Source organism: Cyanobium usitatum str. Tous (genome assembly GCF_003011885.1).
Lineage (GTDB): Bacteria > Cyanobacteriota > Cyanobacteriia > PCC-6307 > Cyanobiaceae > Cyanobium_A > Cyanobium_A usitatum.
Genome location: NZ_PXXO01000012.1, coordinates 35,192 through 49,134, shown reverse-complemented (window position 1 = coordinate 49,134; position 13,943 = coordinate 35,192). Strand labels below are relative to the sequence as shown.

The 13,943-nt window shown below is 66.2% G+C and carries 17 protein-coding genes and 1 pseudogene; 8 read left to right on the top strand and 10 right to left on the bottom strand.

What is annotated here, in order from left to right:
* Positions 1–2: 2 nt before the first annotated feature.
* The 3 genes from bchM to C7K55_RS10535 form a co-directional block, all read right to left on the bottom strand.
* Entirely contained in the window at positions 3–707 is a 705-nt protein-coding gene (gene bchM / locus C7K55_RS10545) for a magnesium protoporphyrin IX methyltransferase (RefSeq protein WP_106632685.1), read from the bottom strand.
* A gap of 137 nt (positions 708–844) precedes the next feature.
* A complete protein-coding gene (locus C7K55_RS10540) occupies positions 845–1,816 on the bottom strand; it encodes a hypothetical protein (protein ID WP_106632684.1) in 972 nt (323 codons plus the stop codon).
* A 42-nt stretch (positions 1,817–1,858) separates the two neighbouring features.
* Complete coding sequence (locus C7K55_RS10535) at positions 1,859–3,016, bottom strand: N-acetylglucosamine-6-phosphate deacetylase (protein ID WP_106632725.1); 1,158 nt, start codon at positions 3,014–3,016, stop codon at positions 1,859–1,861.
* Positions 3,017–3,042: 26 nt separating this feature from the next.
* Between C7K55_RS10535 and purE the strand changes: the two genes are divergently transcribed.
* Positions 3,043–3,624 (top strand): 5-(carboxyamino)imidazole ribonucleotide mutase, encoded by a 582-nt coding sequence (gene purE / locus C7K55_RS10530; protein ID WP_106632683.1) that lies wholly within the window; start codon positions 3,043–3,045, stop codon positions 3,622–3,624.
* Entirely contained in the window at positions 3,624–4,736 is a 1,113-nt protein-coding gene (locus C7K55_RS10525; RefSeq protein ID WP_106632682.1) for an AI-2E family transporter, read from the top strand. The genes purE and C7K55_RS10525 overlap by 1 nt, the downstream gene beginning before the upstream one ends.
* Here C7K55_RS10525 and cysC read toward each other — a convergent pair.
* On the bottom strand, positions 4,693–5,349 hold the full coding sequence (cysC, locus tag C7K55_RS10520) for an adenylyl-sulfate kinase (protein ID WP_106632681.1): 657 nt from the start codon (positions 5,347–5,349) through the stop codon (positions 4,693–4,695). The genes C7K55_RS10525 and cysC overlap by 44 nt on opposite strands.
* 132 nt (positions 5,350–5,481) lie before the next feature.
* On the opposite strand from cysC, the gene C7K55_RS10515 reads away from it, so the two are divergent.
* Together C7K55_RS10515 and C7K55_RS10510 are read left to right on the top strand one after the other, a co-directional pair.
* Positions 5,482–5,724, top strand: a complete 243-nt coding sequence (locus tag C7K55_RS10515) for a type II toxin-antitoxin system VapB family antitoxin (protein WP_161956159.1) — start codon at positions 5,482–5,484, stop codon at positions 5,722–5,724.
* Positions 5,721–6,092 (top strand): type II toxin-antitoxin system VapC family toxin, encoded by a 372-nt coding sequence (locus C7K55_RS10510; RefSeq protein WP_106632679.1) that lies wholly within the window; start codon positions 5,721–5,723, stop codon positions 6,090–6,092. Before C7K55_RS10515 ends, C7K55_RS10510 begins: the two co-directional genes overlap by 4 nt.
* A gap of 19 nt (positions 6,093–6,111) precedes the next feature.
* Here the strand turns inward: C7K55_RS10510 and C7K55_RS10505 are convergent, their stop codons facing one another.
* The 3 genes from C7K55_RS10505 to C7K55_RS13890 all read right to left on the bottom strand — a co-directional run bounded on the left by C7K55_RS10505 (position 6,112) and on the right by C7K55_RS13890 (position 7,182).
* Entirely contained in the window at positions 6,112–6,456 is a 345-nt protein-coding gene (locus C7K55_RS10505) for a translation initiation factor (protein WP_106632678.1), read from the bottom strand.
* Positions 6,457–6,532: 76 nt separating this feature from the next.
* Positions 6,533–6,922: a type II toxin-antitoxin system VapC family toxin gene (locus C7K55_RS10500; RefSeq protein ID WP_106632677.1), complete on the bottom strand. Its 390-nt coding sequence runs from the start codon at positions 6,920–6,922 to the stop codon at positions 6,533–6,535.
* A 95-nt stretch (positions 6,923–7,017) separates the two neighbouring features.
* On the bottom strand, positions 7,018–7,182 hold the full coding sequence (locus C7K55_RS13890; RefSeq protein ID WP_206603503.1) for a FitA-like ribbon-helix-helix domain-containing protein: 165 nt from the start codon (positions 7,180–7,182) through the stop codon (positions 7,018–7,020).
* Between the two features lie 145 nt (positions 7,183–7,327).
* Here C7K55_RS13890 and trpB point away from each other — a divergent pair, with 145 nt between their 5' ends.
* A complete protein-coding gene (gene trpB / locus C7K55_RS10490; RefSeq protein WP_106632724.1) occupies positions 7,328–8,599 on the top strand; it encodes a tryptophan synthase subunit beta in 1,272 nt (423 codons plus the stop codon).
* A gap of 18 nt (positions 8,600–8,617) precedes the next feature.
* Here the strand turns inward: trpB and C7K55_RS10485 are convergent, their stop codons facing one another.
* The 3 genes from C7K55_RS10485 to C7K55_RS10475 form a co-directional block, all read right to left on the bottom strand.
* Positions 8,618–8,851, bottom strand: a complete 234-nt coding sequence (locus C7K55_RS10485; protein ID WP_106632676.1) for a hypothetical protein — start codon at positions 8,849–8,851, stop codon at positions 8,618–8,620.
* 307 nt (positions 8,852–9,158) lie between these two features.
* Complete coding sequence (locus tag C7K55_RS10480; RefSeq protein ID WP_106632723.1) at positions 9,159–10,067, bottom strand: HrcA family transcriptional regulator; 909 nt, start codon at positions 10,065–10,067, stop codon at positions 9,159–9,161.
* Positions 10,068–10,193: 126 nt separating this feature from the next.
* The gene (locus C7K55_RS10475) at positions 10,194–10,550 is read right to left on the bottom strand and encodes a rhodanese-like domain-containing protein (RefSeq protein ID WP_106632675.1); all 357 of its coding nucleotides are present in this window, start codon (positions 10,548–10,550) and stop codon (positions 10,194–10,196) included.
* A 30-nt stretch (positions 10,551–10,580) separates the two neighbouring features.
* Here C7K55_RS10475 and C7K55_RS10470 point away from each other — a divergent pair, with 30 nt between their 5' ends.
* From C7K55_RS10470 to C7K55_RS10460, 3 genes and pseudogenes are all read left to right on the top strand, one after another.
* A complete protein-coding gene (locus C7K55_RS10470; protein WP_241518312.1) occupies positions 10,581–12,212 on the top strand; it encodes a DUF3352 domain-containing protein in 1,632 nt (543 codons plus the stop codon).
* Positions 12,212–12,484: pseudogene (locus C7K55_RS14240) on the top strand (SixA phosphatase family protein); the annotation flags it as partial. The gene C7K55_RS10470 and the pseudogene C7K55_RS14240, both read left to right, overlap by 1 nt.
* A gap of 284 nt (positions 12,485–12,768) precedes the next feature.
* Positions 12,769–13,923, top strand: coding sequence for a citrate synthase (locus C7K55_RS10460; protein ID WP_241518311.1), 1,155 nt, complete (start codon positions 12,769–12,771; stop codon positions 13,921–13,923).
* Positions 13,924–13,943: the final 20 nt, after the last annotated feature.

The window sequence follows — 13,943 nt, the reverse complement described above, 5'->3', positions numbered from 1 at the left end:
GCTCAGCCCCGCTCGAAGGCGATCAGCCTTGAGAAGTAAAAGGGAGCCTTGTTGAGGCTGCGGCGCATGGGCTTGAAGCCGGCTTTGGCCGCGGCGGCCACGATGCCATCCTCGCGCAGGGTGTAGGCCCGGGTGGTCTTGCTGGGGCCTGGGAACAGCTGGCCGATGCCCTTGAGCAGGGCCAGCAGCGGCGTGTAGGGAGCGAAGCTAACGATCAGGTGCCTCTCCGCCATCGAGGCCAGGTGGCGCACCATCTCCTCGGCCGGGGCCTGGGGGTAGTGGATGAACACGTCCAGGCAGATCACGGTGTCGTAGCGGCCGCGGAGGCTCTCCAGATCGGAGGCCAGGAAGCTGATTTGACCAGGTTTGACACCCGTCTCAGCGGCCCGGCGCTCAGCCTCCTGCACCATCGCGGCCGACAGGTCGGAGGCGGAGATGGAGCCGGCTCCCAGCTGGGCCAGGGGCAGGGTCAGGCTGCCCACTCCGCAACCGGCGTCACAGAAGCTGCGCTGCTGCAGGTTTCCCTGCTCCTGCAGCCAGACCAGCACGTTGTCCACCGTTTTTTGGTGGCCGATGCGGATGTTCCGCTGCACTTTGTTGACATCTTCGGAGTCGCTGTAGATGCGCTTCCAGCGGTCGAAACCGGTGGTTTCGAAGTAGGTCTTGACCTCGGCTTTTTCGGCTGCTGTTTTGGCGGCGGTGGGCATCGAGCGCGGCAATAGGCCTCGGAATGGGCCGAATCCTAGGAAGTGCCGGTGGCGGCAGGCTCAGACCCTCCCGGGGCCATCAGTTTTCATGGAATAGCGCAACCCCACCGCAGCTGCAGCCTGGTTTGTGATCTGGTTTATGGCGTTTCGCTGCTGGCCTCCAGCACCTTCAGATCGCGCCGCACGTCGGCCAGGGGGCGGTCGATCCACGGCCAGAAGTCCCAGTGGAAATCGCGGATCGGGCCGGTTGTGGCTGCACCGCGCTGCAGCGCCTGGGCGAAGGCCGGAGCATCGAGCTGATCCTTCAGTTTTGGCGCCACGCTTCCCGCCAAGGGATCGGCGATGCCCATCTGGAACTGCAACAGCGCCGGCAGGCCGATCAGCAGGGCGTGGTCGGGGAAGAGGCCCATCGTGAAGCCCAGCACCTCCAGTTCGCCGTCGGGATCGGTGGCATAGCCGCCGATCACATGGTGCACGTCGTGGATGGCCACATAGGCGTAAGGAAGGCCCGTGCGACTGCCGGGGAAGGGAAAGCCGTTGTGCTGGTAGTAGGCGTGGAGGCCCGCCCCCAGGCTGCCGGCCGTGGCCGCGCCCAAGGCGGCGTAGCGAAGCTCGTGCTTGCGATCGATCCCCACCCCCAGCATCGGCAGGATGAAACGTGCGTAGCCCTGCACGACCCCGTCGTTGTTAAGCGACCGAAAGGTCCGTCGGTACATGTCTGCGAAGGCCTTGAGCACATGCCCGCGGCACACCTCCTCCAGATCGGCTACTACGCCAGGCTCCACCTGGAGCTCCGCGGCGATGCTCTGCAGCAGCTTCACCTTCGCCGCATCCAGGCGAGGCTCTAGAAACGCCAGGAGCGTGAGCAGCTGCATCACCTGCTGGCGTTGGCGGTGGGTGAGCACCAGTCCGCTCAACCCTGGCGGTACCGAGGGCAAGCAATTCTCCGGCCAGGGCTGGCCTAGCAGCGCCGGAAAAAGGCTCTGCAGCAGAGCCTGCTCACGGGCAGTGGCCTGCTCTTGCCCCTCGGCTGTGACCAGGGCCTCACAGGAGTTGGCCACTGCCTGAACTGCCGCTGCGGAGAGGGTTTCCAGATCGTGAAAGGCCATCCTCGAGCTACCCTTCTGGCGCTCAGTTTGCCCTGCTGGGCCTCAGCCGTCAATCCGATTCCAGTGCAAGGTTTCCCCTGCGGATCTCCAGCGCAGACCCTCGTTCAGCGGCAGGTTCAGCAGCAGCTCGGCGGTGCTGCGCTGATCTCCCAGCACTCTTCTGGGCGTGATCGTGGCCGCGGCGATCGCCTGCTCGGGTGGCACGCCCCATTGCGCCAGGCGGCGCACCCCCTCCAGCAGCGGCAGAGTGACTCCGGCCAGGGTGCCGTCCGCCAGCCGGCAGGTGCCGTTGGTCACCAGCAGGGTGCGTTCATCCCAGCGGTGTTCGCCATCGCTCAAGCCATAGGGAGCAAGGGCATCACTTACCAGCACCACCTGCTCGGGGGCGAGCTTTTGGAGCAGCACCGCCATCGATGGGGCCACATGCACCCCATCGGCAATCAGCCCCATCGCCACGTCGCCTCGCAGCACGGCAGCCGCAATCGCCCCTGGCTCCCGCCGATGCAGATCGGGCATGGCATTAAAGGTGTGGGTGAGCATGCCCACGCCTGCTTGAAAGGCCGCGTTCGCTTCGGTTTCCGTGGCGGCGCTGTGGCCCAGGCTGACCACAATCCCCTGCTCCCGTAGGGCCGCGATCACCGCTTCCGATCCAGGCAGTTCCGGGGCCAGGGTGACCAGGTCGATATCGGCTTCAAACCCGCCAATACGTTCAGCGAGGGCTTCCAGGCTTGGGGGGCAGAGGTGCTCCTGGGGGTGGGCGCCGCGTCGACGGGGCTCCAGGAAAGGGCCCTCTAAATGGGCGCCCAGCAGCTGGGCCCGGCCGGCGTGATGTTGCTCCCGGGCTTCAGCAAGCACGGCGAGCGACTGGCGCAGGGGCGCGACGGCGCAGGTCACCAGGGTGGGGCAGATCGCTTCCACCCCATCGCGCCAGAGCAGCTCCAGCAGCGCTTCCAGCTGGGGGAGATCGGCCGGTGTGAGCTCCGGAAAAGCCAGGCCCAGGCCGCCGTTGATCTGCAGATCCACCCCGGCCGGGCTGAGCCAGTCGCCGTGCCAGTCGTCACCGGCGGCCCGGCTATCGGCGGGCAAAGGCTCCACCAGGCTGATCAGATCGTCGTCGTCAAGGCCGATGCGCCAGCGCTGGTTGGCGCCATGGCTGCAGCGCTTGGCCTGGGGCAGTCGCACATTGCTGAGCCAGCGCATGGGCAGAAGGGCCGCCAGACGGGACAATGCCATTCTCCGCCTGCGCCTGCGTGGTTGCCATCCCCCCTTCCGATTCGCCCGCGGGCCCCGGTGTTCCCAGGGTCGCGGTGGTGATGGGCAGCGACTCAGACCTGCCCACGATGCAGCCGGCGGTGCAGGTGCTGGAGCGGTTTGGAGTGGCGGTAGAGGTGCGGGTGCTCTCGGCCCATCGCACTCCTCTGGAGATGGTGGAATTTGCCCAGATGGCCCGCGGGCGGGGCTTCAAGGTGATCGTGGCCGGCGCCGGCGGCGCCGCCCACCTGCCCGGCATGGTGGCCGCGCTCACCACCCTGCCGGTGATCGGCGTGCCGGTGCAAAGCCGGGCCCTATCGGGTGTGGATTCGCTCCATTCGATTGTGCAGATGCCCGCTGGTATCCCGGTGGCCACGGTGGCGATCGGTAATGGCCTCAACGCTGGCCTGCTGGCGGCGCAGATCCTGGCCACCGCTGATCCCCGCCTCGCCCAGGAGATCTCGGACTACCGCGATGGGTTGCACGGCCAAGTAACGGCCAAGGACGCCCGCCTGCAGCAGCTGGGCAGCCGGGCCTACCTGGAGCAGATGGGCTGATGCTGGAACGGCTCGTTCTGCCCCCCTGGCTCAAGGCCGGCCTGGCCCTGCCCTTGCTGGTGCTCAACCTCTGGGTGCTGCGCCAGCTGCTGCTGCCCCTGGCGCCCTTCCCGGCCCTGTTTGTGGCGGCGGCCCTGATTGCCTTCCTGCTGGATCTGCCCAGCCGCTGGCTGATGGGCCGTGGTCTGCCGCGCTGGCTTGCCTACGCCCTGGTGGTGGGGGTGAGTGTGGGCCTGATCGGCCTGGCCGCCGTCTGGCTGGTGCCCCGGCTGATCGAGCAGCTGGGCGAGCTGATCACGGCCCTGCCGGGCTGGTTGTCCCAGGGGGAAACCCTGTTGCAGCAGCTGCAGGCCTGGGCGTTGGCGCGGGGTCTGCCCACCGATTTTGGCGACCTCAGCAGCGAGCTGCTCACCCGCACCAGCCAGCTGGCCCGCCAATTCAGCCAGCAGTTGCTCAGTCTGTTGGGAACCACCGTGGGCCTCACGGTCAACACCGTGATCGTGCTGGTGCTGGCGGTGTTTCTACTGCTGGGAGGGGAGGGCATCAGTTCCGGCCTGGCCCAGTGGCTTCCCCTACGGGCGCGCAGCCTGGTGGTCACGACCTTGAACCGCACCTTCCGCGGCTACTTCGCCGGCCAGGTTTTGCTGGCCCTGATTCTCAGCGTTGCCCAGATCGTGGTGTTCACCCTGCTGGGCATTCCCTATGGAGTGCTGTTTGCGGTGGCGATTGGCTTCACCACCCTGGTGCCCTACGCCAGTGCCCTCACGATCGTGGCGGTGAGTGTGCTGCTTGCCCTGGATGATCCCCGCACGGGCCTCGAAGTGCTGGCCGCAGCCATCAGCGTTGGTCAGGTGGTGGACCAGGTGATCCAGCCCCGGCTGATGGGCCGAATTGTGGGGCTGCAGCCGGCCTGGCTGTTGATCAGCCTGCCGTTGGGTGCGCGCCTGGGCAGCCTGCTGGGCCTGGGGGATCTGCTCGGCCTGGTGCTGGCGGTGCCGGTGGCAAGCTGCGCCAAAACCTTTCTTGATGCTTGGGGAGAGCAGCTGCGCTCCGGTGAGGCGCCGGTGTTCAGCTCCCCTGTGGGATCACGCCCTGAGCTGCCAGATAGCTGAGCACCACGGCCACCGACTCCTCCAGGTTTTGGCTGCCGGTGGGCACCCTTAGCTCGGGCTGCTCGGGGGCCTCATAGGGGCTGGAGATGCCCGTGAACTCCTTGATTTCGCCGGCCCGCGCCTTGGCGTAGAGCCCCTTGGTGTCGCGCCCCTCGCACACCTCCAGGTCGGCGGCGCAGTGGATTTCGATGAAGTCGCCGGGGTCCACCAGGGCGCGGGCCTTGTCGCGGTCGGCCTTGAAGGGCGACACGAAGGCCGTGAGCACCACCACCCCCGCATCTAGAAAAAGCTTGCTCACTTCGCCAATGCGGCGGATGTTTTCCTCGCGGGCGGCATCGGAGAAGCCCAGGTCCTTGCAGAGGCCGTGGCGGATGTTGTCGCCATCCAGCACGTAGCAGCTGAGGCCCTGTTCAAACAGGGCGGAGTTCACGGCGTTTGCCAGCGTGCTTTTGCCCGAGCCGCTGAGGCCGGTGAACCAAAGGATGGCGCTGCGGTGGCCGCGCTGCAGGGCCCGGGCTGCCCGGTCCACCGAGGTGTGGTGCCAGGCGATGTTGGTCGAGGCGCCCTGGGTGGTGACTTCGCCGTAGGTCGGGTTGGTGGGAGCGGCGGACATCGGCGCAGGGCTTGGGGCGGATGGGGACATTCTCTCCTGTGCCCCGCGTCAGGCCCTTGAGAGGTGCTTTGTTGTTTGGCGGCAATGGCCTGATTTTGATTCTAGAATTGAAATCTATAAATGCTTTCCGCAATGGCTGTCAGCATCAAGAGTCCTCGGGTGGACGCCCTGCTCGAGCAGCTGCGCCAGCTCACGGGCAGGGGCGTCACGGAGATTGTGCGGGATGCTTTGGAGCTGGAGCTGCAGCGGCAGCGGTGGTTGAGCCGGCGCAGGCGCCTCAGTGCCGAGTTACCAGTCCTGCAGGATCAGGCCATTGAGACGGCCAAACCTTTCCATCCCGATTCGCTGTACGACGAGCAGGGCTTGCCGTCGTGATTCTGGATACTTCGCTGCTGCTGGCGATCCTGCAGCGAGAGCCGGGGTGGGAGCGACACCAGCAGGCGCTCGAGCAGGTAGAGGTCCTACGCATGTCCGCTGGCACCCTGCAGGAGCTGCTGCTGGTTGCTCACTGCCGTGGTGTGCTCGAACCGATGCAGACCTTGCTGGATCTGATTGACCCCGATCTTGTGCCGGTGGATGCGGATTTGGCAGAGCGCGCTCTCGGCATCTTCCTGCGTTTTGGCAAGGGCCAGGGCCATCCGGCCCAGCTGAACTTCGGGGATTGTTTTGCGGCGGCCCTGGCTGAGCGTGACCGATTGCCCCTTGGCTACATAGGCGACGATTTCAGCAAGGCCAGCTTCTGAGGTTCGTGGCGCTTGCCTTTCAGCCCCCCGCCTGCTTGGGCCGGTAGCCCTCCTTTTCAAGGGCAGCGAGCGCCGGAGCCACTTGGTCGCCCTGCAGCTCAATCACGCCGTCTTTGACGGTGCCGCCGGTGCCGGCAACGGCCTTGAGCTGTTTGAGCAGCGTTTTCAGCTCGGCTTCCGGCGCCTCAAGGCCCGTGATCGCCGTCACCAGTTTTCCGCCCTTGCCTGCCTTGGTGCGCTGCACTCGCACCCGCTGCTGGGCCTTTGGGGTGGGTGCGCCCGCCGGGCCGGCCCCAGCGGCGGTGGGTCTGGCCGTGCTTGCGGCGTTGCTGCTGAATTCCTGCCAGCTGCCCTTCTTGGCCATGCCCAATCCTGCAACGCTGGTTCGGATTCTGGTCGGCGCAGCCTTCCCCCGGATTGCAATGCCCCCGCTTCGGCCCTTAACCCAGGGGTCTCGCCACATCCGGGAATGCAACAAGAACAGCGCGGTCTTCCGTGACCAGCGGCACCCCCAGCTGCTGCGCAGCAGCCACAAACTCGCAGTCGTAGGCACTGCAGCGGCTGCTGTGAGCCAGCTGCAAAACCTGTTCGGACGCCACGGGTTCGTCCTGACCGGCCAGCAGCGCCTCTACCAGTTGCATCAGTGCCACGGCCTGAGAGAGCTGGAGCAGGTCACGCCGTAGGTAAGTGGTGAGCACATTCCGCCACTCACTGCGCCAGAGCGGCGGTGCTGCCCAGCGGGGTTGATCGAGCAACAGAGCTTCTGCCAACTTTGTTTTGGGCCCTGGCAGCAGCAGATAGGCCAGGACGTTGGTGTCGACAACAATCAAGGCCGACCTTCGCGCTTGAAGGCATCGATCTCAGCCGGATCAAAGCTCTGCTGAGCCAGGCTGTCGCGCAGGGTCCGAATCTCTCCTAGCTGCTGCTATTCGGCCAAGTGGTCATGGCCTAGTCCGGCTTCTAGGCAAACGATCGCTTCATTGTTGAGGCTGCGCCGGTGCCGCTTGGCCGCCGCGGCGAGCCGGGCATGAAGCGCGTCGGGCAGGTTTTTGGGTGTGATGGTTTTGGCCAAGGCAGCCAGCGATCTCAAGGCGATACAACCATTATTGATTCGTTCTGGACCCTTGCAGGCCGTGGTTCTGGATCGCCGTGCGTCGTCCAACGATGCTCGTGTGCTGGAAGCGCTGCTGCCGGCCGCTGGCTTCTTAGGCTTACAAGAACTGATACTCCCACCGGTGACAAGCACCGTCCCTCCCATCTCCGCAGCCAGCGGCGTCGATCCAGCGGCCCTGGAGCGCGCAGCCCGCCCCAACAGCCTGGGCCGCTACGGCCAGTTCGGCGGCCAGTACGTGCCGGAAACCCTGATTCCCGCCCTGGCGGAGCTGGAGCAGGCTGCCGCTGAGGCCTGGAAGGATCCGGCCTTCACCGACCGGCTCAACCACCTGCTGCGCACCTATGTGGGGCGGCCCAATCCCCTCTACGAGGCCGAGCGGCTCACCGAGCACTACCGCCGGCCCGAGGGCGGCCCCCGCATCTGGCTGAAGCGAGAAGACCTCAACCACACCGGCGCCCACAAGATCAACAACGCTCTCGGGCAGGCGCTGCTGGCCCTGCGCATGGGCAAAAAGCGGATCATTGCCGAAACCGGCGCTGGCCAGCACGGCGTGGCCACCGCCACCGTGTGCGCCCGCTTCGGGCTGGAGTGCGTCGTTTACATGGGCGCGGAAGACATGCGCCGCCAAGCCCTCAATGTGTTCCGCATGCGGCTGCTGGGGGCAACGGTGCAACCTGTGACTGCCGGCACTGCCACCCTCAAGGACGCCACCAGCGAGGCGATCCGCGACTGGGTCACCAACGTGGAGAGCACCCACTACATCCTCGGTTCGGTGGCGGGCCCCCACCCCTACCCGATGCTGGTGCGCGATTTCCACGCCGTGATCGGTGAGGAAACCAAGCGCCAGTGCCACGAGGCCTTTGGCCGCAATCCCGATGTGCTGGTTGCCTGCGTGGGTGGTGGCTCCAATGCCATGGGCCTGTTCCATCCCTTCGTGCAGGACACGGACGTGCGTCTGGTGGGGGTTGAGGCCGCCGGCGATGGCGTGGCCACAGGCCGCCATGCCGCCACCATCACCGAGGGCCGCGTTGGGGTGCTGCACGGCGCCATGAGCCTGCTGTTGCAGGACGAGGAGGGCCAGGTGCAGGAGGCCCACTCGATCAGCGCCGGCCTCGATTACCCCGGTGTGGGACCGGAGCACAGCTACCTCAAAACCATCGGCCGGGCTGAATACGGCGCCGTGACAGACACCGAGGCACTGGACGCCCTGCAGCTTCTTTGTCGCCTAGAGGGCATCATCCCGGCCCTGGAAACGGCCCACGCCTTCGCCTGGCTGGAGAAGCTCTGCCCCACCTTGGCCCCCGGCACCGAGGTGGTGCTCAACCTCTCGGGCCGCGGCGACAAGGACGTGAACACAGTGGCCGAGAAGCTCGGCGACAAAATGGGGGGCTGATCCCAGCCCGCTCTGGCATCAGCCCAGGACTGGGAAGTCGAAACGATTGCCGAAAAGCGAAAAAAGCACCTGCCACAGGTTGGGGTGCTCTTTTAGCTCCTCGGCTGCCTCGCTCTCGATCGTTTTCAGCTGATCGGGGCTCAGCTCGAGGCCGCTGGCAAGTCGTGAAAGGATCGAGCGCTCTTGCTCGCAGATGAATTCATCTTCCTGCTGATGTCTTGATGCGGAAGCCACCATCACGGCGGTTTTCATGGCCAGTTCCCGTCGCTCCGGATTTATCAAAGCTGCCAGCTCCTCTATGCAGGAGGGATCGGATAATTGATCTTCCCAATTAATAATTTTGGCCTGAAGTTTGTATTGTTTGCTCAGAGAGTCCAGGAGGTTCTCTTCTTCAATAGATACCCCGCCATCTGCAAGGGCAGCCAGATTGAGAATTCTCAGGATCGATCACTCCTGCTGATTGGAGGTCCATTAACTGGATGGTCTGATGTTTGAAATCAGTTTACCGGCTTTAGCTGAGGAAATATTTGGCATTGCAATTGAGCGCTAAGGGCCCGATTTAGCGCAAAAGCCTTTCCAGCGCCTGGGCCACCGAGCCCACGGCGGCTCGGGCCGTGGCATAGGCCATGCGCATCGGCCCCACCAAGGCCACCTGGCCCACGCCGCCGTCGCCGCTGCGGTAGTTGGCCTGCACCACGGCGCACTGGTGCAGGGCCCGGTGGGGATGCTCGGCGCCGATCCAAATGCCCGGCTGGGGTAGGAGCTGTTGGGGCGCATCCTCCACCAGCTCCACTAAGGGGCGCAGGCTGAGGGTCTGGCTGAATTCCGGCTGGGCAAGCAGGCCAGCGAGGCCCATGGCTACAGCGCCCTCGCCCTCCAGCTGGCGCGACTGCCCATGACTAGCCAGCGCTTGGCGCAGCACTGCGCCGCTGCTGGTTAGATGGGAGGGCAGGGCGGCCCAGTCGATGCTGCCGCCCTCCAGTTGGACCGCGACCCAGCGCTCCAGGGACGCCAGTTCCGCTACTGCAAGGCAGGGCAGCCGCAAGTTGAGGCTGCTGGCTGTGGAGCCCCCCTCCACCAGGAACACCAGCAGGCGTTCACCACTGGCCACAAGTCGGAGGGCCTGCAGCTGGGACTGCTGGCGTTGGGGCCTGGTGATCAGGCTGAGCAGGCCCGTGAGATCTGCCAGGCGCCGGCTCAGATGCAGGAGCAGATCGTCGAGGGCTGCCCACTGCAGGCTGAGTCCGGTGAGTTCGCGCTCCAGCTGCAGGGCGGCCGCGCCTGGTGCGGGCAGCAGCTGATCTACGTAGGTGCGATAGCCCTGCTGGCTGGGGATTCGGCCAGCGGAGGGGTGGGGCTGGGTGAGCAGGCCACGCTGCTCCAGCGCCCCCATGGCTGAGCGCACCGTCGCCGGGCTGGCCTGCAGGCCAAAACGGCGCACCAGGGTCTGGCTGCCCACCGGCTCCATCGTGTCGACGTAGTGGCGCACGGCGAGCTGCAGTACTTCCTGCTGCCGGGCGGGCAAGGGCCTGGGTGAGGCGGACTGCAAGCGGGCGCCGCAGGAGTAAGGCGATCGTACGCAGCCCTGCGGGTGTCAGTAGCGGGGTACGGCCGGATCGACCTCCACACTCCAGGCGTCGATGCCCCCTTGCACGTTCCAGACGGCACCAAAGCCGTGTTCCTGCATCAGCCAGCAGCCCAGATGCCAGCTGCGCACGCCGGCGTGGCACAGCACGGCCACAGGGCGGTCGCGGTCGAGCAGCTGGTTGAGCTGGCCAATCCACTCGTTAGATCGGCCCAGGGGCAGATGCACCACGGCATGGGGCAGGCGGGCCAATTCCAGTTCGGTGTCTTCGCGCACGTCCACCAGCTGGATCGCCTCGCCCCGCTCCAGCCGCTCTTGCAGGTCGCGGGCCCGGATTGTCTGCGGTGTCGTCTCGATAGGTGCCATGGCGGGCAGACGGGGTGGCTTGGGGTCAAGATGGACCCATCCTGCGTGGGGCGCATGAAGGCCCGCCCGTTTTTGGCGGTCGTGCTGGCTGTGGCATTGCTGTTGCTGAGCCTGGCGGCGGGTGGCTGGTGGCTGGTGCTGCAGCATTCCCCCCTACAGCTGCAGCACCAGCAGCTGGTGTCGCCCCGGGCGGCCCGCTTTGTGCCCCGCCAAGCCGCTCTGAGCCTCTATCTGCTCAGCGATGGCGAGCAGCCGGTTGGCTACGCCCGGGCGGTGGCTCCCCCCCGCCAGCGGCGCCAGGCGGCTGAGGCGGTCGCAGGTCTTAGGGATGGTGCTTTCGCCGCCGCCGGCCTCGATTATCCCGGCGAGCTGGCCCCCTGGTTGGGCCGCGAACTCGGCTTTGCCCTACTGGCCTCAGAGCCCGGGGCGGCGCCCGATGGCTGGTTGCTGGCCCTGCGCAGTCGCGACGCTGACGGCGCCCGCCGCTTTCTGCAGCGCTTCTGGCAGACCCGCAGTCTTGCTGGCACCGACCTGCAGATCAGCAGCTATCGCGGCATGGGCTTGATCAGTGGCCGTGGTGCCCTCGTGGGCACCAGCCCGGTGCCAATCGCTACGGCGCTGATCGACGACGACCTGGTGTTGATCGCGTCGGGCCGGGGGGTGCTGGAGCAGGCCCTCGACGTCTCCCAGATTGATGAGCTCAACCAGGCGGCCAGCCCCCGCTTTAAGCAGGCGGTTCAACGCCTTGACCAGGGGGCGCTGCTGCTAACAGCCCGGCCAGAAACCCTGGGCTCTTGGTTGGGGTTGCCGGGTGAGTTCACGGCGCCTGGGGTAGTGCAGGAGCTGGTGGCCAGCCTGCGCCCCGACAACCGCTCCTTGGAGCTGGATGCCCTTCTGCAGTTCGCTGCAGATGCCGCAGTGCCGGCTCCATCTGCGGATGGCATTGGGGAAATTGATTCCACGGGAGCCGCTCTATTAGCGGCCCTGCAGGGCCCCTCAGAGAGCTTGGCCCTGGTGCAGAGCCCCGCCGCTTGGCCGGCCTACTGGCAGCCCATGCTGGCGGCAGTGCTGCAGGCCGAGCCGGGATCGTTCCCGGCCCTGGTGACTGCCGCCGCCGATGGCCCGTTGCTGCGCAGTGAGGCAATTCAGGGCTGGCTGCTCGGCACTGGCGCCGACCAACCGCAGCCGGACGCCCTCGCTGGGGTGCTCGCTGCCGAGGGATTGATCGCCGCGCCGCTGCCGGTGGAAGGCGATCCCGATCTACGGGTGTGGACCAGGCTGGAGGCTGGCCAGGCTGGAGGCCGATTCGCCCGCGGCGATGTCAACCAGCTGCAGGCCAGCCTGGAGGGCGCCCGCTCCAGCCAGGGCCGCCTGGCCTGGTGGGGTCAGACCCTCGCGGTGCTGCAGGAGCAGCGTGACTCCCGCAAGCCGCCCCGGCTGCGGCTGGAGCAGCTCTCCGGCCTCGATTTACCCCAGGCTCCCCTGCAGTGGGCCATGGCGGCGGGACGGGCCCAGCCCTTGCTGCAGCGCTGGAGCACCTGGCAGCTTTTGTCGGCCCTGGCCGGCCAGCCCCTGGCCCCGGCCGTGCAGAGCCTGAGCCTGGGCTGGGAAGCTCAGCCTGACGCCAACCTGCACCTCAAGGCCCGCCTTGAATTCGGTTGATGGCTAGAGCTGAGCGCGAACCGGTTGAGATTGAACCAGTCGAGCGTGAACTGCTGCTCTGGCGCCATGGCATCGCCGAAGATCGCCACCCTGATCGCCCTGAGCAGGAGCGGGCCCTTACGGCTCAAGGCCGCCAGCGCACTGCGGCCGTGGCGGCGGAGTTGTGCAGCTTGCAGCTCCACTGTGATCGCCTGCTGAGCAGCCCCCTGCGGCGGGCGCTGCAGACCGCTGAAATTGGTGTGGCGGCTGGTCTAGCGCCGGCGCTGGAGTTGGAGGATCGCCTGGCGCCGGGTGGTGATCCGCTGCCGCTGCTGCAGGATGGCACTTGGCAGCGCCTTGGCCTGGTGGGCCATGAGCCAGACCTGGGCGAGCTGGCCTCGAGCCTGCTGGGGTTGCCGGCGGGCACAATTTCTCTGCGCAAGGCAGGCATCGTGCTGCTGCGCCTGGGCCCAACCGGGGCCAGCCTGGAGGCCCTAATTGGCCCACGGTTGCTGCGGCTACGGCGGGATGGCAAGCGGCAGCCGTAAGTTCGCCTTAGTGAGTGCGGTGGAGAAGCTTGGTAGTAACAGGAGCGGCTACCCCAGCCCCATTTCGGCCGGGTTTGGAAGGGGTGCCGGCTACCCAGTCGTCGATCTGCGACATCGATGGCCAGCGGGGGGTGCTCACCTATCGCGGTTACCCCCTAGACCAGCTGGCATCCAGCAGCTCCTTCCTGGAGACGGCCTACCTGCTGATCTGGGGCGAGCTACCCACTACTGAGCAGCTGCAGGAGTTTGAGCAGGAGGTCCAGATGCACCGCCGGGTCAGCTTCCGCATTAGGGACATGATGAAGTGCTTCCCCTCCGGGGGGCATCCGATGGATGCGCTGCAGAGCAGCGCCGCCTCCCTGGGCCTTTTTTATTCCCGTCGAGCCCTCGACAACCCCGAATACATCGTTTCGGCGGTGGTGCGGCTGATCGCCAAGATCCCCACGATGGTGGCGGCCTTCCAGCTGATCAGGAAGGGTCAAGATCCGATCCAGCCCCGCGACGACCTGGCCTACGCCGCCAATTTTCTCTACATGCTCACGGAGCGGGAGCCCGATCCGCTGGCGGCCCGCATCTTTGACGCTTGTCTGATCCTGCACGCTGAGCACAGCCTCAACGCCAGTACTTTCAGCGCCCGGGTGACTGCCAGCACCCTCACCGACCCCTATGCCGTGGTGGCGTCAGCGGTTGGCACCCTGGCGGGCCCCCTGCACGGCGGTGCCAATGAAGATGTACTGGAGATGCTCGGCCAGATCGGCAGCCCAGATCAGGTGGCGCCCTGGCTGGATCGGGCGATTGCCGGCAAGCAAAAAATCATGGGTTTTGGCCACAGGGAATACAAGGTCAAGGACCCCCGGGCTGTGATTCTCCAAACCCTGGCGGAGCAGCTCTTCGACCAGTTCGGTCACGATCCGATGTACGACCTAGCCCGCAAGCTGGAGGAGGTCGCGGCCGAGCGCCTGGGGCCTAAGGGAATTTTCCCCAACGTCGACTTCTATTCAGGCCTGGTGTACCGCAAGCTCGGCATCCCTGAAGACCTCTTCACGCCCATTTTTGCTATCGCCCGCACGGCTGGCTGGCTGGCCCATTGGAAGGAGCAGCTGGGGGCTAATCGCATCTACCGGCCCTCCCAGATCTATACCGGTCAGCCCTCCCGTGACTGGCAACCCGTGGGAGCCCGCTAAGTTGCCCTCATCTGAGCTGC

Excerpts from the sequence above, each read along its gene's own strand:
- C7K55_RS10525 (WP_106632682.1), top strand. The coding sequence starts at position 3,624 with ATGCTGGAACGGCTCGTTCTGCCCCCCTGGCTCAAGGCCGGCCTGGCC.
- C7K55_RS10540 (WP_106632684.1), bottom strand. The coding sequence starts at position 1,816 with ATGGCCTTTCACGATCTGGAAACCCTCTCCGCAGCGGCAGTTCAGGCA.
- C7K55_RS10480 (WP_106632723.1), bottom strand. The coding sequence starts at position 10,067 with ATGGAGCCGGTGGGCAGCCAGACCCTGGTGCGCCGTTTTGGCCTGCAG.
- C7K55_RS10470 (WP_241518312.1), top strand. The coding sequence starts at position 10,581 with ATGGACCCATCCTGCGTGGGGCGCATGAAGGCCCGCCCGTTTTTGGCG.
- C7K55_RS10485 (WP_106632676.1), bottom strand. The coding sequence starts at position 8,851 with ATGAAAACCGCCGTGATGGTGGCTTCCGCATCAAGACATCAGCAGGAA.
- bchM (WP_106632685.1), bottom strand. The coding sequence starts at position 707 with ATGCCCACCGCCGCCAAAACAGCAGCCGAAAAAGCCGAGGTCAAGACC.
- C7K55_RS10515 (WP_161956159.1), top strand. The coding sequence starts at position 5,482 with ATGGCTGTCAGCATCAAGAGTCCTCGGGTGGACGCCCTGCTCGAGCAG.
- C7K55_RS10505 (WP_106632678.1), bottom strand. The coding sequence starts at position 6,456 with ATGGCCAAGAAGGGCAGCTGGCAGGAATTCAGCAGCAACGCCGCAAGC.
- purE (WP_106632683.1), top strand. The coding sequence starts at position 3,043 with ATGCCATTCTCCGCCTGCGCCTGCGTGGTTGCCATCCCCCCTTCCGAT.
- C7K55_RS10535 (WP_106632725.1), bottom strand. The coding sequence starts at position 3,016 with ATGCGCTGGCTCAGCAATGTGCGACTGCCCCAGGCCAAGCGCTGCAGC.
- cysC (WP_106632681.1), bottom strand. The coding sequence starts at position 5,349 with ATGTCCGCCGCTCCCACCAACCCGACCTACGGCGAAGTCACCACCCAG.
- C7K55_RS10475 (WP_106632675.1), bottom strand. The coding sequence starts at position 10,550 with ATGGCACCTATCGAGACGACACCGCAGACAATCCGGGCCCGCGACCTG.